This is a genomic window from Dyella subtropica (assembly GCF_026283965.1).
Taxonomy (GTDB): domain Bacteria; phylum Pseudomonadota; class Gammaproteobacteria; order Xanthomonadales; family Rhodanobacteraceae; genus Dyella_D; species Dyella_D subtropica.
Genome location: NZ_JAPDPD010000025.1, coordinates 40,249 through 65,746 on the forward strand (window position 1 = coordinate 40,249; position 25,498 = coordinate 65,746).

The 25,498-nt window shown below is 63.7% G+C and carries 17 protein-coding genes and 1 tRNA gene; 11 read left to right on the forward strand and 7 right to left on the reverse strand.

Translation table 11 applies throughout. The features are described from left to right. Positions 1–2 precede the first annotated feature (2 nt). Together OUZ45_RS18470 and OUZ45_RS18475 are read left to right on the forward strand one after the other, a co-directional pair. On the forward strand, positions 3–818 hold the full coding sequence (locus OUZ45_RS18470; protein ID WP_266171739.1) for an SURF1 family protein: 816 nt from the start codon (positions 3–5) through the stop codon (positions 816–818). Positions 819–995: 177 nt separating this feature from the next. After that, on the forward strand, positions 996–1,553 hold the full coding sequence (locus tag OUZ45_RS18475; protein WP_266171741.1) for a GNAT family N-acetyltransferase: 558 nt from the start codon (positions 996–998) through the stop codon (positions 1,551–1,553). A 104-nt stretch (positions 1,554–1,657) separates the two neighbouring features. On the opposite strand, the gene OUZ45_RS18480 is transcribed toward OUZ45_RS18475, so the two are convergent. After that, positions 1,658–1,732: transfer RNA gene (locus tag OUZ45_RS18480), tRNA-Val, on the reverse strand. A 153-nt stretch (positions 1,733–1,885) separates the two neighbouring features. On the opposite strand from OUZ45_RS18480, the gene OUZ45_RS18485 reads away from it, so the two are divergent. Further along, positions 1,886–2,215 (forward strand): lipid-A-disaccharide synthase N-terminal domain-containing protein, encoded by a 330-nt coding sequence (locus OUZ45_RS18485; RefSeq protein WP_266171743.1) that lies wholly within the window; start codon positions 1,886–1,888, stop codon positions 2,213–2,215. Between the two features lie 55 nt (positions 2,216–2,270). Here the strand turns inward: OUZ45_RS18485 and metH are convergent, their stop codons facing one another. The 3 genes from metH to OUZ45_RS18500 form a co-directional block, all read right to left on the reverse strand. Then, positions 2,271–4,961, reverse strand: a complete 2,691-nt coding sequence (metH, locus tag OUZ45_RS18490; protein WP_266171745.1) for a methionine synthase — start codon at positions 4,959–4,961, stop codon at positions 2,271–2,273. A 160-nt stretch (positions 4,962–5,121) separates the two neighbouring features. Beyond that, entirely contained in the window at positions 5,122–6,207 is a 1,086-nt protein-coding gene (locus OUZ45_RS18495) for a homocysteine S-methyltransferase family protein (RefSeq protein WP_266171747.1), read from the reverse strand. 10 nt (positions 6,208–6,217) lie between these two features. Then, on the reverse strand, positions 6,218–7,144 hold the full coding sequence (locus OUZ45_RS18500; RefSeq protein ID WP_266171749.1) for an ArsR/SmtB family transcription factor: 927 nt from the start codon (positions 7,142–7,144) through the stop codon (positions 6,218–6,220). A gap of 233 nt (positions 7,145–7,377) precedes the next feature. Here OUZ45_RS18500 and OUZ45_RS18505 point away from each other — a divergent pair, with 233 nt between their 5' ends. Continuing rightward, the gene (locus OUZ45_RS18505; protein ID WP_266171751.1) at positions 7,378–8,538 is read left to right on the forward strand and encodes an acyl-CoA dehydrogenase family protein; all 1,161 of its coding nucleotides are present in this window, start codon (positions 7,378–7,380) and stop codon (positions 8,536–8,538) included. Between the two features lie 297 nt (positions 8,539–8,835). Here the strand turns inward: OUZ45_RS18505 and OUZ45_RS18510 are convergent, their stop codons facing one another. Next, positions 8,836–12,069: an efflux RND transporter permease subunit gene (locus OUZ45_RS18510; RefSeq protein WP_266171753.1), complete on the reverse strand. Its 3,234-nt coding sequence runs from the start codon at positions 12,067–12,069 to the stop codon at positions 8,836–8,838. A 14-nt stretch (positions 12,070–12,083) separates the two neighbouring features. Continuing rightward, entirely contained in the window at positions 12,084–13,301 is a 1,218-nt protein-coding gene (locus OUZ45_RS18515; protein WP_266171755.1) for an efflux RND transporter periplasmic adaptor subunit, read from the reverse strand. A gap of 556 nt (positions 13,302–13,857) precedes the next feature. On the opposite strand from OUZ45_RS18515, the gene OUZ45_RS18520 reads away from it, so the two are divergent. From OUZ45_RS18520 to OUZ45_RS18550, 7 genes are all read left to right on the forward strand, one after another. After that, on the forward strand, positions 13,858–14,436 hold the full coding sequence (locus tag OUZ45_RS18520; protein ID WP_266171757.1) for an RNA polymerase sigma factor: 579 nt from the start codon (positions 13,858–13,860) through the stop codon (positions 14,434–14,436). Next, positions 14,433–15,104: a zf-HC2 domain-containing protein gene (locus OUZ45_RS18525; RefSeq protein ID WP_266171759.1), complete on the forward strand. Its 672-nt coding sequence runs from the start codon at positions 14,433–14,435 to the stop codon at positions 15,102–15,104. Before OUZ45_RS18520 ends, OUZ45_RS18525 begins: the two co-directional genes overlap by 4 nt. Before the next feature lie 2 nt (positions 15,105–15,106). Next, positions 15,107–16,381 (forward strand): S8 family peptidase, encoded by a 1,275-nt coding sequence (locus OUZ45_RS18530; protein ID WP_266171761.1) that lies wholly within the window; start codon positions 15,107–15,109, stop codon positions 16,379–16,381. A 12-nt stretch (positions 16,382–16,393) separates the two neighbouring features. Beyond that, positions 16,394–17,098 carry a TorF family putative porin gene (locus tag OUZ45_RS18535; RefSeq protein ID WP_266171763.1) on the forward strand — a complete coding sequence of 235 codons (705 nt, stop codon included), beginning with the start codon at positions 16,394–16,396 and terminating at the stop codon, positions 17,096–17,098. A 103-nt stretch (positions 17,099–17,201) separates the two neighbouring features. Next, the gene (locus OUZ45_RS18540) at positions 17,202–22,136 is read left to right on the forward strand and encodes an NAD-glutamate dehydrogenase (protein ID WP_266171765.1); all 4,935 of its coding nucleotides are present in this window, start codon (positions 17,202–17,204) and stop codon (positions 22,134–22,136) included. A 145-nt stretch (positions 22,137–22,281) separates the two neighbouring features. Then, positions 22,282–23,046: an NAD kinase gene (locus tag OUZ45_RS18545; protein ID WP_266171767.1), complete on the forward strand. Its 765-nt coding sequence runs from the start codon at positions 22,282–22,284 to the stop codon at positions 23,044–23,046. 121 nt (positions 23,047–23,167) lie between these two features. After that, complete coding sequence (locus OUZ45_RS18550) at positions 23,168–24,094, forward strand: 5'-nucleotidase (RefSeq protein ID WP_266171769.1); 927 nt, start codon at positions 23,168–23,170, stop codon at positions 24,092–24,094. 13 nt (positions 24,095–24,107) lie between these two features. Here OUZ45_RS18550 and OUZ45_RS18555 read toward each other — a convergent pair whose 3' ends face one another. Beyond that, on the reverse strand, positions 24,108–25,121 hold the full coding sequence (locus OUZ45_RS18555; protein WP_266171770.1) for an alpha/beta hydrolase: 1,014 nt from the start codon (positions 25,119–25,121) through the stop codon (positions 24,108–24,110). Positions 25,122–25,498 lie beyond the last annotated feature (377 nt).

Consider the following 25,498-nt stretch of genomic DNA (forward strand, 5'->3'; position numbering starts at 1 on the left):
TCATGCCTGCGGTAAGCGCCCCGCCGCCGAAGGGCGAAGCCGTACGCGGGCCGCGTGGGCCGTTAGCCCTGACCGTGCTGGCTATGCTCGCAGTGGTAGCTTTTGCCGGTTTCGTTGCGCTGGGCACGTGGCAGGTCCAGCGTCGCGCATGGAAGCTCGATCTCATCGCGCGGGTTGACCAGCGCGTGCATGCGCCCGCGGTTGCTGCGCCAGCTCCCGATCAGTGGACGCAGGTGACCGCCAAGACGGATGAATATCGGCATGTGCGACTTACCGGTGTTTTCCTGCACGACCGCCAGACCCTGGTATCGGCGAGCACAAGTCTCGGCAGCGGCTATTGGGTAATGACCCCATTGCGCATGGCCGATGGCGTCGTGGTGTTGGTCAATCGTGGTTTCGTGCTGCCCGACTGGTGTGGCCGCACCGCGCGCTGCGCGGTTGGGCCCAGCGGTGTAACGACGGTTGCCGGTCTATTGCGCATGACCGAGACCAAGCCCTTCCTGCGGCGTAACGATCCGGCCCAAAACCGCTGGTACGCGCGGGACATCCAGGCAATTGCAGGCGCCCGCGGACTGACCCGGGTAGCGCCTTACTTTGTGGACGCGGATGCCGCACTCGCAGACGAAACCGCTTGGCCTCGAGCCGGCCTGACGGTGATCTCCTTCCCCAACAACCATCTGGTCTACTTGGTGACCTGGTATTTACTGGCGTTGATGGTGGCCGTCGCCGCGGGCTACGTCGGTCGCCACGAATACCGCTTGCGTCGCTTGGCGCGAAACGCATCGGTGGCGGTGCGCCCACCCCATGCCCATCGCTGATTTCCATCACCCTTGCTTGTTAAGGCAGCGGCAAAGGAGAGTCGTTTTGATGTGAATGTCGTTGCGAACCTGTGAGATGGATCACATGAGTCCAGTCATCCTTCAAGTGACTAATGCGTTTGGAGTAAAGTCGTTTCCGGGGGGAATCGAATGAATTGTGCTGTGTGAGGGTCTCTCATGTTGATCTTGCCCACCATTGCGAGTCAGCAATTTCGTGCGACGCAGGCAAGGCCCTGGGACATCATGTTCCTCGTCTCCGAAGTGGCGGCGGGGGCTATGCAAGGGCACTTCGCGGCTGAGCTGTATGCGGATACCCGCAAACGGCGCGCCCTTGTTTTGCAGTGCGCCAAAGCCATCCTGACCTCTCGGTGGGGGTGGCTGTGGCGGAGCTCCGAGGCCTTGCAATTCATCGTGATTCGCTCCGACCAGGGCACCATCGGTGCCGCATTGGCCAGTACTGTGCGCGATGCTGACGGTCTGCAGATCATGACGATCGAATATGTCGTGGTCGATTCGGGGTTCCGCCGGTTGGGCGTCGGTGAGGCGCTGGTGCGCGATCTGCTCGAGAAGGCCACCCAAGGGGATCAAAAAGTGGTGTGCTATTGCACGCCAAAATCGCAGGGTATGCAGCGATTGCTTCGCCAGCTAGGGTTCGTGCGCACGCAGAAAGTGCATGCGCTGAATGTGGGGGATTCAAAACTCCTGCTGCCCGCGCGTTGGTCGTGGCGTCCATAGCCGGGTGTTGAGAGAGGGTCTTCGCGCCCTTTACGCGCACTACCCCTGGCGCCAGCAAAACGAAAAAGGCCACCCGCGAGGGTGGCCTTTTTCATCGAATCTAGTGGTGGGCGGTACAAGGATCGAACTTGTGACACCTGCCGTGTGAAGGCAGTGCTCTACCGCTGAGCTAACCGCCCGCCGAGAGCGCGCAAATATACGGGGTGTTTCGTCTCAGGTCAATGCCTGGCGTTCGAACTTCGGGCTGATGGAGCTGGGGTTCGGTGAATCGAAAAGGGAGGCCAAAGCGGGTGGCGGTTACAATACGCCGGCCTTTAGAACGGACCTTTCTCATGCACGATGCCTTCACCCACTTGCACCTGATCACGCTCACGCCCTGGAAGCTCATCGGCCTGCTCGGCACTTTGCTGTTTACCGCACGCTGGTTCGTGCAGTTCTATGCCACCAAGAAGCAGAAAAAGGTCGTGGTGCCTATGTCGTTCTGGTACTTGTCGGTGGCTGGCAGCGTGTTGACGTTGGCGTATTTTGTCTGGGGCAAGAACGATTCGGTGGGCATCATCCAGACCGCGTTTCCGATGCTTGTCTCGATCTACAACGTGTTCGCGCACCTGCGCCAGCACAAGCCGGAGACGGTGTCGCCGGGCGGTCCCGAGGAAACCTGAGCGCGTTGTACGCCTCCCCCTTTTAGGGACACTCTGGGGAGGGAGGCTGGCTCTCTCAATCCGGGTCGTAATCCAGATTTGGCGCCAACCAGCGTTCCGCCTCCTCGCGCGTCCAGCCCTTGCGCTTGGCATAGTCCTCGACCTGTTCACGAGTGAGGCGGCCGACCACGAAGTACTGGCTTTCAGGATGCGAGAAGTACCAGCCGGAGACGGCGGCGGTGGGGTACATCGCAAAACCTTCAGTGAGTTCGATGCCGGTATTGCGGGGCGCATCGAGCAGCTTGAACAGCGTGGCTTTCTCGGTGTGATCAGGGCAGGCGGGATAGCCGGGGGCCGGGCGGATGCCGCAGTATTTCTCGTGGATCAGCGCTTCGTTGTCGAGTGTTTCGTCCGGCACATAGCCCCAGAACTCGCGGCGCACGCGCTCGTGCATACGTTCGGCGAACGCTTCGGCGAGACGGTCGGCGAGGGCCTTGAGCAGGATGGAAGAGTAGTCGTCGTGCGCGGCTTCGAAGCGTGCGACGTGTTCCTCGATGCCGATGCCGGAGGTGACGGCGAAGCCGCCGATCCAGTCCGGCTTGCCGGCGTCTTTCGGCGCGATGAAATCGGCCAGCGAGAAATCGGGGCGCTCCATCGGCTTGTCCACCTGCTGACGCAGGTGGTGCAGCACGGCCAGTTTCTTGCCGTCGGCTGCGTACACCTCGGTGTCGTCGCCGATCTGCGCCGCTGGCCAGAAGCCGATCACGCCGCGCGCCGTCAACCACTTTTCCTTGATGATGCGGTCGAGCATGTCCTGCGCGTCGCGGAACAGTTCGCTGGCCTGGGTACCGACGATGGCATCCTGCAGGATGGCCGGATAGTGACCAGCCAATTCCCACGCGTTGAAGAAGGGGCTCCAGTCGATATAGCTGCTCAGTTCGGCCAGGTCGTAGGCGTCGAACACAGTGATACCCGGCTGGTTAGGCTGCGGCGGTTCGTAGTTGGCCCAATCGCAGGTGAAGCGCTGCGAGCGCGCCTTTTCCAGCGATACCAGCTGCTTGCCGGGGCCGCGGTTGCGATGGCGCTCGCGCACTTCCGCGTACTCGGCGCGGATCTTCGTCATAAAGGCGTCGACCAGGTCTTTGCTGACCAGCGACTGCGCTACGCCGACGGCGCGCGAAGCGTCCTTCACCCACACCGTCGGTGATTTGTAGTGCGGTTCGATCTTCAGCGCGGTGTGCGCGCGCGAGGTCGTCGCGCCGCCGATCAGCAAGGGGATATGGAAATCCTGTCGCTGCATCTCGCGCGCCACCTGACTCATTTCTTCCAGCGACGGCGTGATCAGGCCGGACAGGCCGATGATGTCGGCTTTGTGTTCGCGCGCGGTGTCGAGGATTTTTTGTGCCGGCACCATCACGCCGAGATCGATCACCTCGAAGTTGTTACAGCGGAGCACCACGCCGACGATGTTCTTACCGATGTCGTGCACGTCGCCTTTCACCGTGGCCATCACGATGGTGCCGTTGTTCTTGCCGACATCGCCGGTGCGCAGCTTTTCCTCTTCGATGTACGGCAGCAGATAGGCCACTGCCTTCTTCATCACACGGGCGGATTTCACGACCTGGGGAAGGAACATCTTGCCGGCGCCGAACAGGTCGCCGACCACGTTCATGCCGTCCATCAGCGGGCCTTCGATCACGTCCAGCGGGCGTGTGGAAAGCTGGCGCGCTTCTTCGGTATCCGTTTCGACAAACTGGTCAATGCCATGCACCAACGCGTGGCTGAGGCGGTCGCGCACGGACTTCTCGCGCCAGGCGAAGTTCTCGACGACGACCTCACCCTTTTTCGCCTTGAACTTCTCGGCGATCTCGAGCAGGCGCTCGGTGGCGTCAGCGCGGCGGTTGAGCACCACGTCTTCAACGCGCTCGCGCAGTTCTTCCGGCACGTCGTCATAAATCATCAACGCACCGGCGTTGACGATGCCCATGTCCATACCCGCCTTGATGGCGTGATACAGGAACACGGAGTGGATCGCTTCGCGCACGGTGTTGTTGCCGCGGAACGAGAACGAGACGTTGGAGACGCCGCCGGAGATATGGCTGAACGGGAAGCGTCTTTTCAGCTCGCGGGTGGCTTCGATGAAATCCACCGCGTAGTTGTTGTGTTCCTCGATGCCGGTGGCGATCGCGAAGATGTTCGGGTCGAAGATGATGTCTTCGGGCAGGAAGTCGAGCCGGGTGGTCAGCAATTCATAAGCGCGCGAACAGATGTCCACCTTGCGCGCGCAGGTATCGGCCTGGCCCTGCTCGTCGAACGCCATCACCACCACGGCGGCGCCGTACTGCTGCACCTTGCGCGCGTGTTCGAGGAAGGTCTCTTCGCCTTCCTTCATCGAAATCGAGTTGACGATGCCTTTGCCTTGCAGGCAGCGCAGGCCGGCTTCGATCACGGTCCATTTGGACGAGTCGACCATCACCGGCACGCGCGCGATGTCCGGCTCGGCGGCGATCAGATTGAGGTAGCGAGTCATCGCCGCCTCCGAATCGATCAGGCCCTCGTCCATGTTGACGTCGATGATCTGCGCGCCGTTGGCAACCTGCTGGCGTGCGACCTCGACCGCTTCCTCGTAACGCTCTTCCTTGATCAGCTTCTTGAACTGCGCTGAGCCAGTGACGTTGGTGCGCTCGCCGACGTTGACGAACAGCAGGTCTGGTGTGATGACCAGCGGTTCGAGGCCGGACAGGCGGGTGTGGGGAGTGAAGCTCATGCGCAGCGACAACCTTCAAGCAAAGCGATGTTCTCCTTCTCCTGCGTGTAGCAGGGGAGGGTCGGGGTGGGGTGAGGCCCTGCAAGCCGGGCAGCGTCGTCGCAAGGGCCTACCCCCTCCCAGCCTCCCCCTGCTAGCAGGGGGAGGAGCAGAGCGCGGCTCATGCAGCCTCCTGATGGGCGGAGGGTAGCGCGCGCGGTGCGCAGTTGCGCACGGCGTCGGCGATGGCCTTGATATGTGCGGGCGTGGTTCCACAACAGCCGCCGACCAGGTTGAGCAGGCCGTCGCGGGCGAAGCTGCCGATCACGGAAGCCATCTGCTCGGGCGTTTCGTCGTACTCGCCGAACGCGTTCGGCAGGCCGGCGTTGGGGTGCGTGCTGACGAAGCAGTCCGCCACGTTGGCGAGCGTCTGCACGTGTGGGCGCAGGTCCGCCGCGCCCAAGGCGCAGTTGAGGCCAACGGTGAGTGGGCGGGCATGGCGCACCGAGTAATAGAACGCCTCGGCTGTTTGTCCCGACAGCGTGCGGCCGGAGCGGTCGGTGATGGTGCCGGAGATCATGACCGGCACACGCACGCCGCGTTGGTGGAACAGCTCGCTCAGCGCGAACAGAGCCGCTTTGGCGTTCAAGGTATCGAAGATGGTCTCGACCATGATCAGGTCGGCGCCGCCATCGATCAGGCCGCTCGCCGCTTCGGTGTAGTTGGCGGCGAGTTCTTCGAAGGTGACGTTGCGAAAGCCAGGGTCGTTGACGTCGGGCGATAGCGAGGCGGTGCGGCTGGTGGGGCCGAGCACGCCGATCACGAAGCGCGGTTGGTCCGGCGTCTTCGCGGTGTACATATCGCAGGCCGCGCGGGCGAGGCGCGCGCCTTCGAGATTCAGCTCGTGAGCGAGATGTTCGAGATGGTAATCGGCTTGGCTGATGCGAGTGGAGTTGAAGGTGTTGGTTTCGACCAGATCGGCGCCGGCTTCGAGATAGGCTTCGTGCACACCGCGGATGATCGCCGGCTTGGTCAGCGTGAGCAGGTCGTTGTTGCCCTTCAGGTCGCAGCTGCCGGGATGGTCGTGATGGTGCGCATGCGTGCTGTCGTGGCCTTCAACGAAGCGCTCGCCGCGGAAGCCGGCTTCATCCAGCTGATGGCCCTGCAGCATGGTGCCCATGCCGCCGTCGAGGATCAGGATGCGTTGACGCAGCGCGGCTTCGAGTAGCGCGACGCGGTCGGGGTGCAGCCAGGGAAGGGCGCTCATAGATGGATCCTTATGGTTTGCGCGCGAGCAGGCTGATGACTTCGAAATGCGGCGCTTTGCGCTCGCGGCTCAGGCGGGTGCAGCTCAATACGTCCAGGCCGGCTGCCGTGGCGTAGCGATCGAGTTCATCGTGAGCGAAGCCCAGGTTGAGGTGGTCGAACGGCTCGACGACGGCGCGGTGATCGTGTTTGCCCAGGGTGACCGCGAGCAGACGGCCGCCGGAGCGCAGCAGTCGCGAGGCTTCGGCCACGGCCTTGGCCGGATGTTCGGCATAGGTGAGGGCGTGTAGCATCAACACTAGGTCGAAACGGCGCTCGCCGAGGTCGAGCGCGTGCATGTCGCCCTGGCGCACGTCCACGTTGGCGAATGGCTTGAGTCGTTGCGAGGCGGCTTCGACCACGCGCTCGCTGGAGTCGACGCAGACGATCGAGCGCGCATGCGGCGCGAGCAGTTCGGCCGTGATGCCGTCGCCGGAAGCGATGTCTAGCACGTCGCCGGTTTCAAGCAATTGCAGCAGTGAGCGTGCGAGCGTTTCCCAGGTGCGGCCCGGCGAGTAATGGCGCTCCATGTCGCCGGCCACGGTATCGGCCCAGCCTTCTTCGCGGGCGCGCTGAGCCAGCACACCGGGCAGGCGCGCGGCGTCGTCACGCAGCAAGGCATCGTCGATGCTGTCGCGCAGCGAGCGAATCAGCGTCTGGCGGTGTTCGTCGCCCTCGTTGTTGGCGCGGTAATAAGCGGAGACCCCGGCGCGGCGGTCGCGCACCAGCTCGGCTTCCTTGAGCTTGGCCAAGTGGGTAGAGACGCGCGGCTGCGCCAGGTGGAGCACGGAGGCGAGTTCGGCGACGGTGAGTTCTTCGCGTTCGAGCAAGGCCAGCAGACGCACCCGGGTGGGGTCGGCCAGCAGCCGCAGGACGCTGGAAGCGGTGGCGAGATCCACGCTGCATCCTTATATCGCGATAAAGAGATGCGTAAGGCTAGGCCGCGGCGGGCAAAGCGTCAAGAGCCGCAGAAACGAGTGGAGAGGAGTAAGAAAAGAGAGAAGGGCAGCCACGCTGGCGCCGGGCCGGCTTCTTCTTGTCTCTCACTTCTCGCTCTTCTGCTGCGCTCGCACAAAGGCTTCCCGCGCCCTCACGCTAAAATAGGCGGCTAGCCTCACTCTGGAGCCTCCCCATGGATTTCCGTTTTACCGAAGACCAGCTGTCGATTCAGTCCATCGCCCGCGATTTCGCGCAAAAGCGCATCGCACCGGTCGCCGCCGAGCTGGATGCGAAGGGCGAATTCCCACTGGAGAACATCCGCGAGATGGGCCAGCTGGGCCTGATGGGTATCGAGGTGCCGCATGAGTACGGCGGCGCGGGCATGGACCCGATCGCCTATGTGCTGGCGATGATCGAGATCGCCGCGGCCGACGCCGCCACCTCGACCATCATGTCGGTGAACAATTCGCTGTTCTGCAACGGCATTCTCAAGCACGGCAACGAAGCGCAGAAGCAGAAGTACGTGCGTGCGATCGCCCAGGGCGAAGCCATCGGCGCTTACGCGCTGACCGAGCCGCAGTCCGGCTCGGACGCCTCGGCTATGCACACCCGTGCGACGAAGAACGCCAACGGCGACTGGGTGATCAACGGCAAGAAGAGCTGGATCACGTCCGGTCCGGTGGCGCGCTACATCGTGTTGTTCGCCATCTCTACGCCAGGCATCGGCGCCAAAGGCGTGTCGGCCTTCATCATCGATACCAAGCTGCCGGGGTTCCACGCCGGCAAGACCGAGCCCAAGCTCGGCATCCGCGCCTCGGCCACCTGCGAGATCGAATTCACCGACTACATCTGCCCGAAGGAAGATCTGCTGGGCGAGGAAGGCAGGGGCTTCTCGATCGCCATGGGCGTGCTCGACGCCGGCCGCATCGGCATCGCTTCGCAGGCTGTCGGCATCGCTCGCGCGGCGTACGAAGCGACGCTGCAGTGGTCGCGCGATCGCAAGGCGTTTGGCCATCCGATCGGTACGTTCCAGATGACCCAGGCCAAGATCGCCGACATGAAGTGCAAGCTGGATGCAGCCATGTTGCTGACGCTGCGCGCGGCGTGGACCAAGGGCGAGACCGAGAAGAAGGGCGGACGCTTTGGTACCGAGGCATCGGTGGCCAAGCTGGTCGCTTCCGAGGCGGCGATGTGGATCGCACATCAGGCCGTGCAGATTCACGGCGGCATGGGTTATTCGAAGGAAATGCCAATCGAGCGTTACTTCCGCGATGCCAAGATCACCGAGATCTATGAAGGCACCAGCGAGATTCAGCGCATGGTGATTGCGCGCGCCGAGACTGGTTTGCGCTAAGTCGAATCTCACAGGCTGTAACGAACGCCCGGCGGGGGAACCTGCTGGGCGTTTTTGTTGGTGGGTTGTCTTGAGAGGTTGTTGCAAGGGCTTACCCCTCCCCAACCCTCCCCTGCAAGCAAGGGAGGGAGCAGGTTGTCGCGAGCTTTTAGCCCTCCCCTTGCTTGCGACGCGAAGCTAGTCCCGTGGGACAGGGGGAGGCTGGGAGGGGGTAAGGCCCTTGCGACACCCTTCCCTTGAAACACAAAAAAAGCCCCGGCTTTTCAGCCGGGGCTCCAGGTTTCCACTATCCGCCGATTACGACCCGCGCCGCGGATCCGAATCGAATGGCTGCATGCTGCCAGCCTGCGGACCCTCCGCTTCGCCCAGATGCGGGTGGGTTTGCGGAATTTGGTGCGAAGGCTCGTCGAGCTTATCGCCCAGCAGGCGGCGCACCACCACATAGAACACCGGGATCAGCAGCAGGCCGAGGAAGGTGGCGAACATCATGCCGCCGATCACGCCGGTACCGATCGAATGACGGGAGTTCGCGCCCGCGCCGGTCGAGATCGCCAGCGGGAACACGCCGAGGATGAAGGCCATCGAGGTCATCAGGATCGGGCGCAGTCGCAGGCGGGAGGCGGTGACCACCGACTGGAACAGGGAGTGGCCTTGCTGCTGCTGCTCCACGGCGAATTCCACGATCAGGATCGCGTTCTTCGCGGCCAGGCCGATCACCGTGATCAGGCCGATCTTGAAGTACATGTCGTTCGGCAGGCTACGCAGCATGGAGAAGACCACCGTGCCCAGCAGGCCCAGCGGCACCACCAACAGTACGGCGACGGGGATCGACCAGCTCTCGTAAAGGGCCGCAAGGCACAGGAACACGATGACGATCGACAGCACCATCAACAGCGTGGCCGAGTTGCCAGCGAGGATTTCCTGATACGACTGACCGGTCCAGTCGGCGCCGAATCCTTTGGGCAGATCGTTGTCGACGATGTTTTGCAAAGCCGCCATGGCCTGGCCGGTGGAATAGCCCTTGCCTTCGCTGGCCACGATTTCCACGGCGGCATAGCCGTTATAGCGGGTCAGTGCCGGGGAGCCCGTATTCCAGTTGGTCTGCACCACGCTGGAAATCGGGATCATGTTGTACGGATGGGTGAGCGACCTGGTCGAACTGTTCGACAGAACGCTGGGCGAGAATACGTGCTGCAAGGATTCCGGCCCCATGCGATAGGGCTGGTCGGCCTGCAGGTACACGCGTTTCACGCGGCCGCGGTAGACGAAGTCGTTGACATAGATCGGCGCCAGCGTCAGCTGGACGGCGGTATAGACGTCGCTGACCGAAAGCCCCATCGACTCTGCCTGCACACGGTCGACCTTGATGTCCAGCTGCGGTGCATCGGGCAGGGAATTGGGGCGCGTGCCGAGCAAGGCCGGGTTGCCCTTGGACTTACCCAACACCGTGCCCATGGCCTGCATCAGTTCTCCGTGTGTCTGGCCGGCACGTGCCTGCAGGTACATGTCGATGCCGCCGAACTGGCTGAGGCCGCGGATGGTCGGCAAGTTCACCACGAAGATCTGCGCGTCGCGGATGCCGTGCAGCACGCCGTTGGCCTGCTGGATGAGCTCGTCCGCGGTGATCTTGCGTTCGCTCCAGTCCTTCAACTTGATGAAGGCCATGCCCGCGCTTTCGCTCTGGCCGACGAAGCTGAAGCCGCTGATCTGGTACATGCCGACGATGGCATCGTTCAACGGGCTGTTCTTCAATCGCTCGCGCATCTCGCCCATCACGGCTTCGGTGCGCTGAAGGGTTGCTCCCGGCGGCAGGTTGACAATGGCCAGGGCAAAGCCCTGGTCTTCGCTGGGCACGAAGCTGGTCGGCAGCTTGGTGTACAGGAAGCCCGCCAGGACCATGATCAGCGCGAACACGACCATCCAGCGTGGCGCATGGCGTGCCGCGCTGCTGATGTGGCCGCTGTAAATGTGCGTGACCTTTCCGAAAAGCGTGTTGAATCCTCGGTAGACGAGGTTCTTCTTCTCGTTATGCGTCGGCGTGAGCATGGTGGCGCACAGCGCCGGGGTGAACGACAAGGCAAGGAAGGCCGAGAAGCCCATCGATACCGCGATGGTCAACGCGAACTGCTTGTAGATCACGCCCGAAGCACCGGCCTGCAGCGCCGAGGGTACGAACACCGCCGTCAGCACCACCGTGATCGCCACGATCGCGCCGGTGATCTGACCCATGGCTTTGCGTGTGGCTTCCTTCGGCGGCAGGCCTTCCTCGGTCATGATGCGTTCGACGTTTTCGATCACCACGATCGCGTCGTCCACCACGATGCCGATGGCCAGCACCATACCGAACAGGGTCAGCTGGTTGATGGTGAAGTCCAGCGCGATCAAGCCGATGAAGGTGCCGAGCAGGGCGACCGGAATGACCAGGGTAGGAATGATGGTGGCGCGGATGTTCTGCAGGAAGATCAGCATCACCAGGAACACGAGGATGATCGCCTCGATCAGGGTGTGCACCACCTCCTTGATCGAGACTTTCACGAACGGGGTCGTGTCGTAAGGCGCGAACCAGGTCACGCCCTGCGGGAAGTCCTTGGCCAGTTCGTCCATCTTGGCACGCACGGCGGTTCCCACGTCCAGCGCGTTGGCGCCGGGCAGCAGCTGCACACCGAGGCCACCCACGGGCTGTCCGTTCCAGGTGGAGGCCAGGCCATAGGCCTGCGGACCGAACGAGACGCGAGCCACGTCACTGAGCCGGACCACCGTGCCGTCGCTGTTCGCGCGCAGGATGATGTTGCCGAATTCCTCGGGCGAGGAGAAACGCCCTTCGGCCGACACCGTGGCGGTGAAGCCTTGATTGGCGGGGGCCGGATCGGCGCCCAGCGAACCGGCGGCGAACTGCACGTTCTGTGTGGAGACCGCCTCCCGCACGGCGCTGGCGGACAGGCCATAGCCCTGCAGCTTGTCCGGGTTCAGCCAGACGCGCACGCCGTACTCCGCACCGATGACGCGGGTGCTGCCCACGCCGGGGATGCGGCCGACCTGGTCAGAGACTTGCGAGGCGATGATGTCGGCCAGGCGGTTGCCGTCGATTTCCGGGTTGGTGGAGACCAGCGACACGAACATCAGGAAGTCTGGATTGTTCTTGGCGACCACCACGCCTTGCTGGGTCACCGCCGAAGGCAGGCGCGGCTGGGCCAGCGAGACTTTGTTCTGCACCTGCACCTGGGCGATGTCCGGGTTGGTGCCGGTCTCGAAGGTGAGGGTGATGGAGGCCGAACCGTTGGCGTTGGAGGAGGAGCTGAAATACAGCAGGTGGTCGATACCAGTGAGCTGCTGCTCGATCACCTGGGTGACGTTTTTCTCCATGGTGTCGGCATTGGCGCCGGGGAAGTTCGCCGACACCACCACCTGCGGCGGTGCGATGTTGGGGTAGGACTCAATACCCATGTTCAGCATCGCAATCGTGCCGACCATGGTGATGAGGATGGCTACCACCCAGGCGAAAATCGGGCGGTCAATAAAGAAACTCGGCATGTCGGTCGACTCCCTTACTGCTTGCCGGCGGCAGGCTTGGTGCTACCTGGTGCGCCTGCGGGACCGTTGCTGTCCTTGTTTGGCTGCCAGGGCGCGGCCTTGGCGGGCGCACCCGGCTGCACGGCCTGGAGTCCCGACACAATGATCTGGTCGCCGGCGGCCAGGCCGCTGGTGACGATCCAGTTGCCAGCACTCAGGTTGTTGGCGACCACATTTTTGCGCGCGACCTTGCCATCCTGACCGACCACCAGTGCATAAGCGCCGGCGACGTCGCGCGCGATGCCCTGTTGCGGGATCAGGAACACATTGCTTTGCTCGCCGAGGTTCGCGGTGATGGTGACGTAGGCGCCCGGCAACAGACGATGCTGCGGGTTGGGCAGCTGTGCGCGCAGATTCACCGAGCCCGTGGTCGGGTCGACGTTGACGCCGGAGAAGTCGAGCGTGCCGCGCTGGTCGTACTTGCTGCCGTCGGGCAGGGTGACTTCCACGGTGGTCTGGTTCTGCTCCGACAGCACGACGTGGCCGGCCGTCTGGGCCGCGCGCAGGCGATCGAGATCGGAAGCGCTCACCGTGAAATTCACGTACAGCGGATCGAGCTGGTCGACGGTGGTGAGCAAGGTCGAATTGGCGCCGCCGTCGGCGCTGCTGTTACCTACGATGGCGCCTTCGGTGAGCTGCTGCTGACCGGCGCGGCCGTCGATTGGCGAGGTGACGTGGGTAAAGCCGAGATTGATGCGCGCGCTTTCGATCGCGGCCTGAGCCTGCTTCACCTGGGCGGACGTGGTGCGCTCGCTGGCCTCGGCGTTATCCAGGTCGGATTGCGAGATATAGCCCTGGGGGCGCAACTGGCGGAAGCGCTCTGCAGCCTTGTGGGCATTGGTGTATGAGGCCTGCGCCGAAGTCAGATTGGCCTGGCTGGAGGCCAGGGTGGCCTGGTAGACCGACGGATCGATCTCGAACAGCACCTGGCCTTTCTTGACGTCGGTGCCTTCCTGGTAGACGCGCTTGAGCAGGACGCCCGATACACGGGCTCGTACGTCCGCGCTGCGATAGGCAGAGAGGCGGCCCACCAAATCCTTGCTCAGCGGTGCGCTCTGCGGTTGAGCTTTCACCACGCCCACTTCGGGCGGGGGCGCCTGCGGCGGACCTTGCTCCTTGGCCTTACCTCCACAAGCGGCTAGTGCCAGCAGGCCCAGGCACATCACAGGTGTGCGCAGCGACGACGACTTCATGGGGACTCCATTCAATTGAATTGCGTATCGGGGGTAAGTGGGCGCTGATCTCACGGATCGGCGGCCAAACCTTGAACTTTACGGCTCACGAACCATCTGCCCAGTGCCTGTTGTCCCGCTTTGGGCGGAAATCCTGGCATGGGCAGGTCTTGAAATAGCACAGTGAGCCGGGTTTGAGAGCTTGACTATACCGTACAGTTTACAATTTGCTTGCGCGCATGGTCCAGCCTTGAATTCTTGTTGCCTTTGTTGACAAGAGAGAGTGATAGCGAAGGGGCATGTTTTGGCTCCCTCTCCCCCGTTCACCGATTTGTGCACGGGGGGCGGGTGCTCGCGACATCATCTCTACTTCGTCATTCTTCGCTCCCTGTGTGGCGGAGAAGGCCTGCCCCGAAAGAGTGAGCGAAGCGAATCACCACGGCTATGGGTTCGCAGTGCGGGCGGGTGTATACCTGCGGTTGCACAGGCGGTTGCCGGAGCCGATAGCGGCTTTGAACCGGAGTCGCCAAACTGGGCATGGACACGCAACGAGGGCAAATGCGTTCCGAGGGCGATCATGTCGATCCTGCCAGCCGGTACACGACGCAAAGGCACGCCGCTGGACGAAGTGGCGCTGCTTGGCCGCGTCGCCGCGGAGGAGATGGAAGCCTTCGAGGTGCTTTACCTGACCTACCGTCCACGACTGTTGCGCTTCATCCAAGGCATGCTGCGGCAGCGGCCGCTGGTGGACGAAGTGCTGGACGACACCATGATGGTGGTATGGCGCAAGGCGCATACCTATAACCACAGCTCGAAGGTCTCCACCTGGATCTTCGCCATTGCTTACCGCCAGGCGCTGAAAGCGCTCACCCGTCCTGAAAGCGCGCCGGTGCTGGATCCGCCGGAAAGCGCCAGTCTGGCCCCCGAGCCCGAGCTGGAGTGCCAGCAGCGCGAACTGCACCGGCAGATCGCCTTGGCGCTGGAAGCGCTCTCCCCGGAACATCGCGCGGTGATCGAGCTGACCTATTACCTCGGCTATAGCTGTCGCGAGATCGCCGAGATCATGGATTGCCCGGTCGACACAGTGAAAACGCGCATGTTCTACGCGCGCCGCAAGCTCCGCGCCCTGCTTGAAGCGCGCGAGGAGGCCATATGAGCGGACGGGTGCTGCGATTCGGAGGGACGGCCCACGCCGAGGCCGAGCGACTGCTGCCGTGGCTGGTAAACGGCACGCTGCAAGGCGATGAGCGTTCGCAGGTAGAGCAGCACCTGGCGGACTGCGTGCAATGCCAGCGCGATGTGGCGCTGCTGCGCTCGCTGCAGTGGGCGTGCCGCGATGGAGGTGTGGACGAGGTGGACGCATCCCAGGCCGATCAATCGATGCAGCGTCTGCGTCGATGCATCGACGCCGAGCGCCATGGCCGGTCCGTCGTGCCGCCACGCCGCTGGGGCGTACGCCGCGCGTGGTTGCACGGCGCCATAGCGGCGCAGGCCGTCCTCATCTTCGCGCTGGCTTTGGGATGGTTCCAAGCGAGCGCGCCGGCCACCTACCGCACCTTGGGCGCTGCCAGCCTGCCCACGGCACGCTTGGTGGTGGTCTTCGACCCGCGTCTGAGCGAGATGCAGATGCGTCGCCTGATCCGTGCGAGCGATGCGCGGATCGTCGATGGTCCTACCGATACTGGTGCCTACGTGCTGAGCGTGCCTGCTTCGCGTTCCGAGGCGGTGCGCGAGGCGTTGCGCGCTGCCTCGGGGGTTACCCTGGTCGAACATCTCGATGATGATCGGCCCGATATCGGCCGGCTCGACGGCGAAGGCCGCTGATCGTGTGCCGGCTAGCGATACTCGCGCTGTGCTGTCTCGCACTGGCCGGATGCGCGGCAGGTACCGCGCGACCGTTGCCGACGCCGGATGCAGCAGCGGAACATAGCCGGCTCCTGGTGATGCTGCGCGCCGCACCGCCGCACTTCAATCCGGTCGACGGTTACTCGGGCAGCTACCAGTCAGCACCCGATCGCGAGGCGCATCGCCGCATCGCCTTGCAGTTGGCGCGCGAACATCAGCTGGTGCTGGTCACTGACTGGCCGATGCCCGCGCTCGGCTTGGACTGTTTCGTGATGCAGGCGGCGCGAAGCGAGGACGTCATGCCGGCGGTGCAGGCGCTGGCGGCTGATGCGCGGGTGGAATCCGTCGAGCCCATGCAACTGTTCCACGTGCTGGGCCAGGGCGATCCGCTTTATTCCCTGCAGCCCGCGGTCAAGGCCTGGCATTTGTCCGAGCTGCATGCGCTGAGCACCGGTAAGGGGCAATTGATTGCCGAGTTGGACAGCGGCGTCGAGTTATCGCACCCCGATTTGCTCGGGCAGGTGGCGCAGGCCCGCAACTTCGTGGGCGATGGCGACAGCGGCTTTTTTCCGGCGGAGATTCATGGCACCGAGGTCGCGGGCATCATCGCCGCCAAGGCGGGCAACGGCATCGGCATCGCCGGCATCGCGCCCGACGCACGCCTGCTGACCTTGCGCGCGTGCTGGCAGGAACGGACCGATGCGCCTGCCGCCGTCTGCAGCAGCTTCACTCTGGCCAAGGCGCTGCAATTCGCGCTGCAGAGCCGGGTGCGGATCGTCAACCTGAGCCTGGCCGGTCCACATGATCGCCTGCTGGAGCGACTGCTGGATGTCGCCTTCGCGCACCAGGTGACCGTGGTGAGCGCGCTGGATGAAGCATCGTCAGATGGCGGCTTCCCGGCGGCTTATCCGGGCGTGCTGCCCGTCGCGGGCGAGCACGCCGCCAGCACGCTGAAAGGCCTGTTGCGGGCGCCAGGCGAAGATATCCCAACCACCAAGCCGGGCGGGGCCTTTGGCTTCGTCGCCGGTGCCTCGTTCGCGGCGGCGCAGGTCAGCGGACTGGTGGCCTTGCTGCGCGAATTGTCGCCAGCGATCCGGCCGGACGCCTTGCAGGCCGCTTTGGGCTCCGGAACTGCGCTAGGCTTGACGCCGCCGCGGTCCGCGATGATCGATGCCTGTGCCGCCGTGGCGCGCGCCAGCGGGCGTTGTGCCTGCGACTGTCGCGCGGCGAGCGCGACCCTGTCGGTGTCGCGTTGATGAGAGCGTTCAGTGCGGAGAGCTGCGGTTGCACTCATTGCTCTTTTGTTTGCCGCCGAGGCCCATGCTCAGGTCTCGGGACGGATCGCGTTGCTCTCCGATTACCGCTTTCGTGGCGTGTCTCTCAGCAGTGGCGATCCAGCGCTGCAAGCAACTATCGCTTATGACCATGCCGACGGCTGGTACGGGGGCGCGCTGTTGTCCAGCGCCCGATTGGCTCCCGATGAGCCGCGCAGCGCGCAATGGCTGGTCTATGCAGGGTATGCCCGACGCATCAGCGACAGTCTCAGCTGGGAACTGGGCGTGGACTACACGCGCTTCACTGGGCACGAGCACTACGCTTATCCAGAAATCTACGTAGGGCTCGCCTCGGAACATCTCGCCGGTCGGATCTACTACGCGCACAACTATTTCCGGTCCGGTGTGCCGGAGGTGTACGCCGAACTCAACGGCACGCGGCCGATCTCAGGGCGCTTCTATGTTTTTGCACACCTGGGCATGTTGCGGCGCAACGGCCAGGGGGCGGATTACGTGCATGTCGGCCACACGCGTTTTGACATACGCGCAGGTATTGGAGCGGCATGGCGCGCATGGAATGCGCAGCTGGGCTGGAGCGATGTGCGCGGTGCCTCAGGCGGGCCCGATGCATTCGGTTATCCCACGGCAGGCCATTCGGACGATCACGCGTGGGTGCTGAGTCTTTCGTACGCGTGGTGAAGCATGAATATTGTGTCGCAGTGCGGGTGGCTAAGCCCGCAGTGCCAGCGTATCCTTTTACGGCTTTTCTGCTCCATTCCGTCCCCACAGACAAGTAGATGCCATGAATGCGATTCGTGCGGCCAGCGATAATCCGATCCAGGCTATCGTTTTCGAAGAACTGAAAAAAAACGGTTTCCCCACCCAGCGCCTTGATGAGGCGCAATTTTTTATCGGCGCCTTTTTCGCGCGCATGGCTTCCAGCGACCTTGGGCTGCATACCGCCGCCGAATGGGCCGACCTGTTAGGCGGCCTACTCGATTTCGTGCAGCAGCGCCAGCCTGGTCGAGCCTCGGTGCGCGTAGTCAATCCCGAGTCCGGTCATGCCGGCCGCAGTTTGGTGCAGATCGTCACCGACGACACACCGTTCCTGGTCGACACCGTGAGCATGATTGTGTCGGCCAAGTTGCAGATCCACGCCGTGATCCATCCGGTGGTCAAGGCGGTACGCGATGCCAGTGGCCGCCTGCAGCAGCTGAGCGCCGAGAACGGCACGCCGGAATCGCTGATGCATTTCGAAGTGGACCGCATGGCAGGCGACGCCGAGATGGCGCAGCTGAAAGCCCAGATCGAAGCCGCACTTGAAGACGTGCGCGTGTCCGTTGGCGACTGGTCGAAGATGCGTGACAAGGCGCAGTCGATCGCCGCCGACCTGACCGGCCGCCAGTTGCCGCTCAGCGAGGCTTCGGTGCACGAAGCGAGCGAGTTCCTGCGTTGGGTGGCGGACGATAACTTCACCTTCCTCGGTTACCGCGAATACGAAGTGACCCAGGCCGACGGCGACGAAGTGCTGCGCTCGGTGGAAGGCTCCGGCCTCGGCATTCTGCACAAGAGCGAGCGCTCGATGGCGCCGCGTTCGCTGCGTACGCTGGTGGCCAGCGAGCTGCCGCAGTCCGGTTCGACCGACGCGATCATCCTCACCAAGACCAATGCGCGTTCGCACGTGCACCGTCCCAGTCACATGGACTACATCGGCGTGCTCCGTTTCGACGCCAATGGCAAGCCAGTTGCCGAACAGCGTTTCCTGGGTCTATTCACTTCCAATGCCTATATGGCGCGTCCGCAGGACGTGCCGTTGGTGCGGCACAAGGTGGAAGCCGTGCTCGCCCGTTCGGGGCTGAAGCGCGATTCCTATTCCGGCAAGTCGCTGCGCCACATCCTGGAGACGCTGCCGCGCGACGAACTGTTCCAGAGCAATGAAGACGAGCTGTACGCCACCGCCATCGGCATCCTGGAGCTGCGCCAGCGCGCCCGCACCCGTTTGTTCGTGCGCCGCGACCGCTACGGGCGCTTCTTCACCTGTCTGGTGTTCGTGCCGCGCGAACGTTTCAACACGTCGGTGCGTGAGCGTATCGAGGTGCTGTTGCGCGACGCGCTGCACGGCGAGCAGAGCGATTCGGCCGTGCTGATGGGCGAGGCAGCGTTGGCTCGCCTGCACGTGGTGGTGCGTCCGAAGATCGGCGATCACGTGAGCTTCGACACGGCGGCGCTGGAGCAGAGCGTGGCCGCCATCGTGCGCAACTGGCACGACGACGTGCGCGACGCGCTGGTCAAGCGCCTGGGCGATCATGACGGCGTGGTGCTGGCCAACCGCTACGCCAAGGCCTTGCCGGCCGGTTATGTGGAAGACGTATCGCCGGCCGCTGCCGCGGAAGATGTGCGTCAGTTGTCGCTACTGAAGGGCGACGATGCCGTGCGCATGTCGTTCTACCACCCGGCACAGCGTCCGGAAGAGTTGCGCTTCAAGGTCTATCGCAGCGGCGCCGACATTGCGCTGTCCGAAGTGCTGCCGCAGTTGGAAAATCTCGGCCTGCGCGTGCTCACTGAGCATGTTTACGAGATGAAGACCGACGGCACCCCGCTGTTCATCCAGGATTTCGAGGTGCAGCCGGTCGGCAACCTCGCGTTCTCCGTGGAGCAGGTGGGTTCGCACTTCGAAGATGCGTTCGAGCACATCTGGCGCGGTAACGCCGAGAACGACGGCTTCAACCGCCTGGTGCTCGGCGCCAAGCTCAGTTGGCGCCAGATCGCGATGCTGCGCGGTTATTGCAAATATCTGTTGCAGACCGGTGTGGCGTTCTCGCAGAGCTATATGGAAGACGCCTTCAACCGCTACCCGGCCATCGCCGGCCTGCTGGTGGAGCTGTTCCTCGCCAAGTTCGATCCGCGCCGCGAACATCTTTCGGCCGACGAATTGAAGACCGCTGGCGAAGCACTCGCCGGCGAAATGAAGGCGCTGATTCCCGAAACTGTGCGTACCGCCCACCCGGCTCTTATCGACGGTCTGGTCGCCGCGCTCGCCAAGCCGCGTAACGAGCAGATCAAAGAGATCGAAGACGCCATCGGCGTGCTGCTGGAGAACGTCTCCAGCCTCGACGATGACCGCATCCTGCGCAGCTTCATGGCCTTGATGCGCGGCACGCTGCGCACCAGCTTCTTCCAGCAGTGGGATGGCGCGTATCGCGGCTACATCAGCTTCAAGTTCGACTCGCATCGCGTGCCGGACCTGCCCAAGCCGGTGCCGTACCGCGAAATCTTCGTCTCCGCGCCGCGTGTGGAAGGCATCCACCTGCGCTTCGGCGCGGTGGCGCGCGGCGGTTTGCGCTGGTCTGATCGACGCGAGGATTTCCGTACCGAAGTGCTGGGCCTGGTGAAGGCGCAGATGGTGAAGAACACGGTGATCGTGCCGGTGGGCTCGAAGGGCGGCTTCTTCGTCAAGCGCCCGCCGATCAACGGCGACCGCGACGCGCAGCTGGCCGAAGGTATCGCTTGCTACCGCATGTTCATCAGCGGCTTGCTCGACATCACCGACAACCTGGTCGAAGGCAAGGTGGTGCCGCCGCATGACGTGGTGCGCCATGACGCGGACGACCCGTACCTGGTGGTGGCGGCCGACAAGGGCACGGCCACGTTCTCCGACATCGCCAACGCGATCTCGGTGGAGCACGGCTTCTGGCTGGGCGACGCGTTCGCTTCCGGCGGCTCCAACGGCTACGACCACAAGGGCATGGGCATCACCGCCAAGGGCGCGTGGGAGTCGGTGAAACGCCACTTCCGTGCCATGGGCCGCGACAGCCAGACGCAGGACTTCACCTGCGCGGGCGTGGGTGACATGTCAGGCGACGTGTTCGGCAACGGCATGCTGTTGTCGCAGCACATCCGCTTGCTGGCCGCGTTCGATCATCGCCACATCTTCCTCGACCCGAATCCGGATGCCGCGCGTTCCTTTGTCGAGCGTGAGCGCATGTTCAAGCTGCCGCGTTCGAGCTGGGAGGATTACGACAAGTCGCTGATCTCGGCCGGCGGCGGCATCTACCCGCGCGCGCTGAAGTCGATTCCGATTTCGCCGGAAGTGCGTGCGTCGCTGAGCCTGAAAGCCGACGTGACGCAGTTGGCGCCTACCGATCTGCTCAACGCCATCCTCAAGGCGCCGGTCGACCTGTTGTGGAACGGCGGTATCGGCACTTATGTGAAGGCCAGTAGCGAAACGCATGCCGACGTGGGCGATCGCGCCAACAACGGTTTGCGCGTCAATGGCGCCGAGCTGCGCTGCAAGGTGGTGGGCGAGGGCGGCAACCTGGGCATGACCCAGAAGGGCCGCATCGAAGCCGCGCAGCACGGTGTGCTGCTCAACACCGACTTCATCGACAACTCGGCCGGCGTGGACACCTCCGATCACGAGGTGAACATCAAGATCCTGCTGGACGATGCCGTGCAGCGCGGCGAGCTGACCGTGGAAGCGCGCAACCAGCAGCTGGCATCGATGACCGACGAAGTCGGTCAGCTGGTGCTGTGGGACAACTATCGCCAGAACCAGGCGATCACCCTGATGGAGCACCAATCGGTGCGCCGCCTGGGTTCGATGGCCCACTTCATCCGCGTTCTCGAAGGCGAAGGTCTGCTCGATCGCCAGGTGGAGAACCTGCCGAGCGAAGCCGAGCTGACCGAGCGCAAGACGCGTGGCCTCGGCATGACGCGTCCTGAGCTTTCGGTGTTGTTGTCCTACGACAAGATCAAGCTGTTCCAGCAGCTGCTCGATTCCGACGTGCCGGAAGATCCGTACCTCTCCAAGGAACTGGTGCGCTACTTCCCCGAGCCGCTGCACGACAAGTACGCCGCGCACATGCAGCGCCACCGCCTGAAGCGCGAGATCATCGCCACCGCGGTGACCAACTCCACCATCAACCGCATGGGCGCCACCTTCATGCTCCGCATGCAGGAAGACACCGGGCAGGGTCCGGCGGCGATCGCCAAGGCCTATACCGCGGCACGCGAAATTCTGGGTGCGCGCGAGTTTTGGGCGGAGATCGAGGCGCTGGACAGCAAGGTCGCGGAAGACACCCAGATCGACGCCATCATGCAGATATGGTCGCTGCTGCGTCATCTGACCCGCTGGCTGCTCAACCGCCCAGGCGGCACGCTGGACATCGCTGCCAATGTCGAGCGTTATCAGGCGGGCGTGACCGCACTGCTTGCGGCGCTGCCGGATGCGCTCACCGAAACGGGCAAGGCCGACTTCTCCACCAGCCAGGAGAAATGGGAAGGCCTTGGTCTGCCCGTCGAACTGGCGATCCGCCTTGCGCGTCTCCCGGAACTGCACGCCATGCTCGACGTGGTGGAGGTGGCTCAGCAGGGCAACCAGCCTGTCGACAAGGTGGCGGGTGTGTTCTACGAGTTGGGCGAGTCGCTGGACCTGGAATGGCTGCGCAGCCAGATCGAAGCGTTGCCGGTGGAAGGCCATTGGCATGCCCAAGCTCGCGGTTCGCTGCTGGACGAGCTGAACCACCAGCATCGTGCGTTGGCCTTGCAGGTGCTGGCGTTGGCCGGTGGCAGCAAGGGTGTCTCGCCGGTGCAGGCATGGCTGCAGCGTGACGACGCCACGCTCAAGTACACGCGCAGCATGCTGGCGGAAATCCTCACCCAGAACGCGGATTACCCGATCGCCTCGGTCGCCGTCCGTCGCCTGGCACAGCTGGCGCAGGTGCCTGTGAACCAATAAGCGGTTAGAAGTAAGTGGTCAGCTGCGGCCCGAAAGCGTCGTGGCTGCAGTGACGGGAAAGGGCGCGGGCCGGTGACGGTCTTGCGCCCTTTCCTTATCTGAGCTCAACTGACGTCCTCACGGACTGACTTCCTCACGGCTCCCAATGGCCTACGCCTTCGTCGCCAGCGATACCCACGTTGCCCAGCAGGCGCATCGGAAACTGGTCGAGCGATATGGCGAAGTACCGCCGGAGCAGGCGGAAGCCATCGTGGCGCTCGGTGGCGATGGTTTCATGTTGCGCACGCTGCACGCGCATCGCGCCCTGGATCTGCCGGTCTACGGTATGAAGCTGGGGCGGGTGGGCTTTCTGATGAACAAGCATCGCATCGATGACCTTGAAGGGCGCATTGCCCGCGCTCATGCGGCGGAGCTGTATCCGCTGGAGATGCAGGTCACCGATGTGAGCGGCAAAGTGCACCGCGCACTGGCCTTCAACGAAGTCTCGCTGCTGCGCCAGAGCAATCAGGCGGCGCATCTGGAAGTGAAACTCAACGAAACGGTGAAGCTGGAAACGCTGGTTTGCGACGGCATTCTGGTCTCCACGCCCGCCGGTTCCACCGCCTACAACCTTTCCGCGCACGGCCCGATTCTGCCGCTGGACGCCAACGTGCTGGCGCTGACGCCGATCAGCCCGTTCCGCCCGCGCCGCTGGCGCGGCGCGATCCTGCCGCACCGCACCCAGGTCACCCTGCGCGTACTCGATCCCGGCAAGCGCCCGGTGAGCGCCACCGCTGACTTTCACGAAGTACGCGACGTGCGCAAAGTACTGGTGAAGCAATCCGACGGGCCGGGCGTGCGTTTGCTGTTCGATCCGGAGCACAATTTGGAACAGCGCATTCTCGACGAGCAATTCGCACCAGACCTGTAGGAGCGCACCCTGTGCGCGACCCGCGTAACGCTTCGTAGGTGTCGCGCACAGGGTGCGCTCCTACGGGCAATTCCCGACGCTCTTTGCTAGATTCAACGGCGACATTGACGACAGCACCTCCATGACCCGCGCAGGCACCACTCAAGACGCTTCCGCCGCCACCGACAATCGCCTGGTGGTGGCCATTTCCTCGCGCGCGTTGTTCGACCTCGGCGATAGTCACGCCTTGTTCGAGCGCGACGGGCTGGATGCGTATCGCGCGTTCCAGATCGACCACGAGAACGAAATCCTCAAGCCCGGCGTGGCTTTCCCGCTGGTGCAGAAACTGCTCGGCCTCAACAAGCTGGGCGGCGATGTGCCGCCAGTGGAAGTGATCCTGCTGTCGCGCAATTCCGGCGACACGGGGCTGCGCATTTTCAACGCCATCCAGCATTACGGGCTGGAGATCAGCCGCGCCGCATTCACCAGCGGGGCGCCGACGTCGGATTACATCGCGCCGTTCAAGGCGGACCTGTTCCTGTCCGCCAACGCTGAAGACGTCGGTCGCGCACTCGCCGCTGGCGTGGCCGCTGCCACCATTCTTCCTTCCGTGGCGCCACCGCGGGCCAGCGAGCAATTGCGCATCGCTTTCGACGGCGATGCGGTGATCTTCGGCGACGAGGGTGAGCGTGTATCTCGCGAAGAAGGCCTGGAAGCCTTCCATCGCAGCGAGACCGAACGTGCGGACGAGCCGCTTTCCGTCGGCCCGTTCCGCGGCTTTCTCACCGCCGTGCATCGCTTGCAGGCCGCGTTCCCCGCCGAAGCTTCACCCATCCGCACCGCGCTGGTCACCGCGCGTTCGGCACCGGCGCACAAGCGCGTGATCCTCACCTTGCGACGCTGGGGCGTGCGCATCGATGAAGCCTTGTTCCTCGGCGGCCGAGACAAGGGCCCGTTCCTGGATGCCTTCGGCGCCGATATCTTCTTCGACGACTCACCGGCTAACGTGGAGTCCGCACGCCAGCATGTGGCGACGGGGCACGTGCCGCATGGCGTGAGTAATCGCTGAAGACATTCGAAGATTACGGTGGCAGCGCCTCCGCCGTGCGGATGAACGCATCCACGCTCCGGTACAGGGATTGGCGGTTGTGTTCCAGGTGCATCACGTGGGTGCCATGTTCGATGCGCGTGCGCCACTTGAGCGGGCTGGCCGTGAATGTCGCCAGGAATGACACGGCGCCGGCATCGTCGGTCACGTTGTCGTAGTCGCCGTACACCACGAATACCGGGACCTTGACGGTCGCCGGATCGCATGGGTAACTGCCGGTGGCGGCGGCCTCGATATCCGCCACCGGGCCGGCCGGGATGCGCAGTTCTCCCGCCGGGTCTCCCTGGACGTGCGGTGCGGACGCTTCGAATTCTCCGGCCCATCGCTGGGCGATCGCTGGTTCCAGTAGGCTCAGTGGGGTCGGCAACACGTCCTTGTATCGCAGCTGCTGGTAGCGGGCCTCCGCGGTGATGCTCCACCACGCGACATGGACGGGCTCGGCGGGCTTGCCCGAACCATGCTTGCCCGGATCATGCTTATCCGAGCCGGGAACGATCGGGCCGAACAGCGTGAGCGAGGCCAGCGCATCGGGGTGCGTGGCGGCAAACGTGGTGGCCGCCATGGTGCCCCAGGAATGGGCGATCAGATGCACGCTGCGCATGCCGTGTTCCGTTCGCAGATAGTCGACGGCGAGGGCGATCTCCCGAGCCGCGTCCGTGGCGCGCGTCAGCGGCGCAGCGGAGGCGGCATCGTTGGCCATCTGCGGTGGACGACTGGATGCGCCGAACCCGATGAAGTCCAGGCCGCAAGCGAGAAAGCCTTGTCTGGCCATGAAGCCCATCCACGAATCCCCGGGCGCGAACTCGAAGCCAAACGCCAGCATGGTGGGGAAGCTGGCGCCATGCACGAACAGCACGCTGCGACCATTGGGCTGCGTCGGCGCCATGCAATGCAAGGCGACTCTTTGCCCGGGATCATCCGTGATGGGCACATAGTGAGTGCTTACGGACATCGCGGACATCAAGCCGAGTGCGCGTAGTCCCGACATGCGTGCTGCCTTCTGAGAGAGGAACTGCCATGGTCGGCTGACGCATCGGTGAACGTTTCGATGGCCGGCGAAACATGCCCGTCCTTATTCGTGCCTTCGGCGGAAGTGGCGTCTAAAGGCCATCCCTTTCAAGGTCTTCGAGAAGCTTGAGGTGGCGTGGTTTAGCTCCCTCTCCCCTGCGGGGAGAGGGTTGGGGTGAGGGGGCAATCTTGCGATACGGCAGATTCGAAGCGGGTTTGGATGTACGTGATCGCGAGCACCCACCCCTTGTAAGTTTGCTTTACCCCCGCCAGACCGTTGCCCCTCGGATCACGAGATCGTAGGTGAGCCTGGGTCGGCGGGGACTTTTCCTCACAACCCGAACAGTTGCCTGGGCT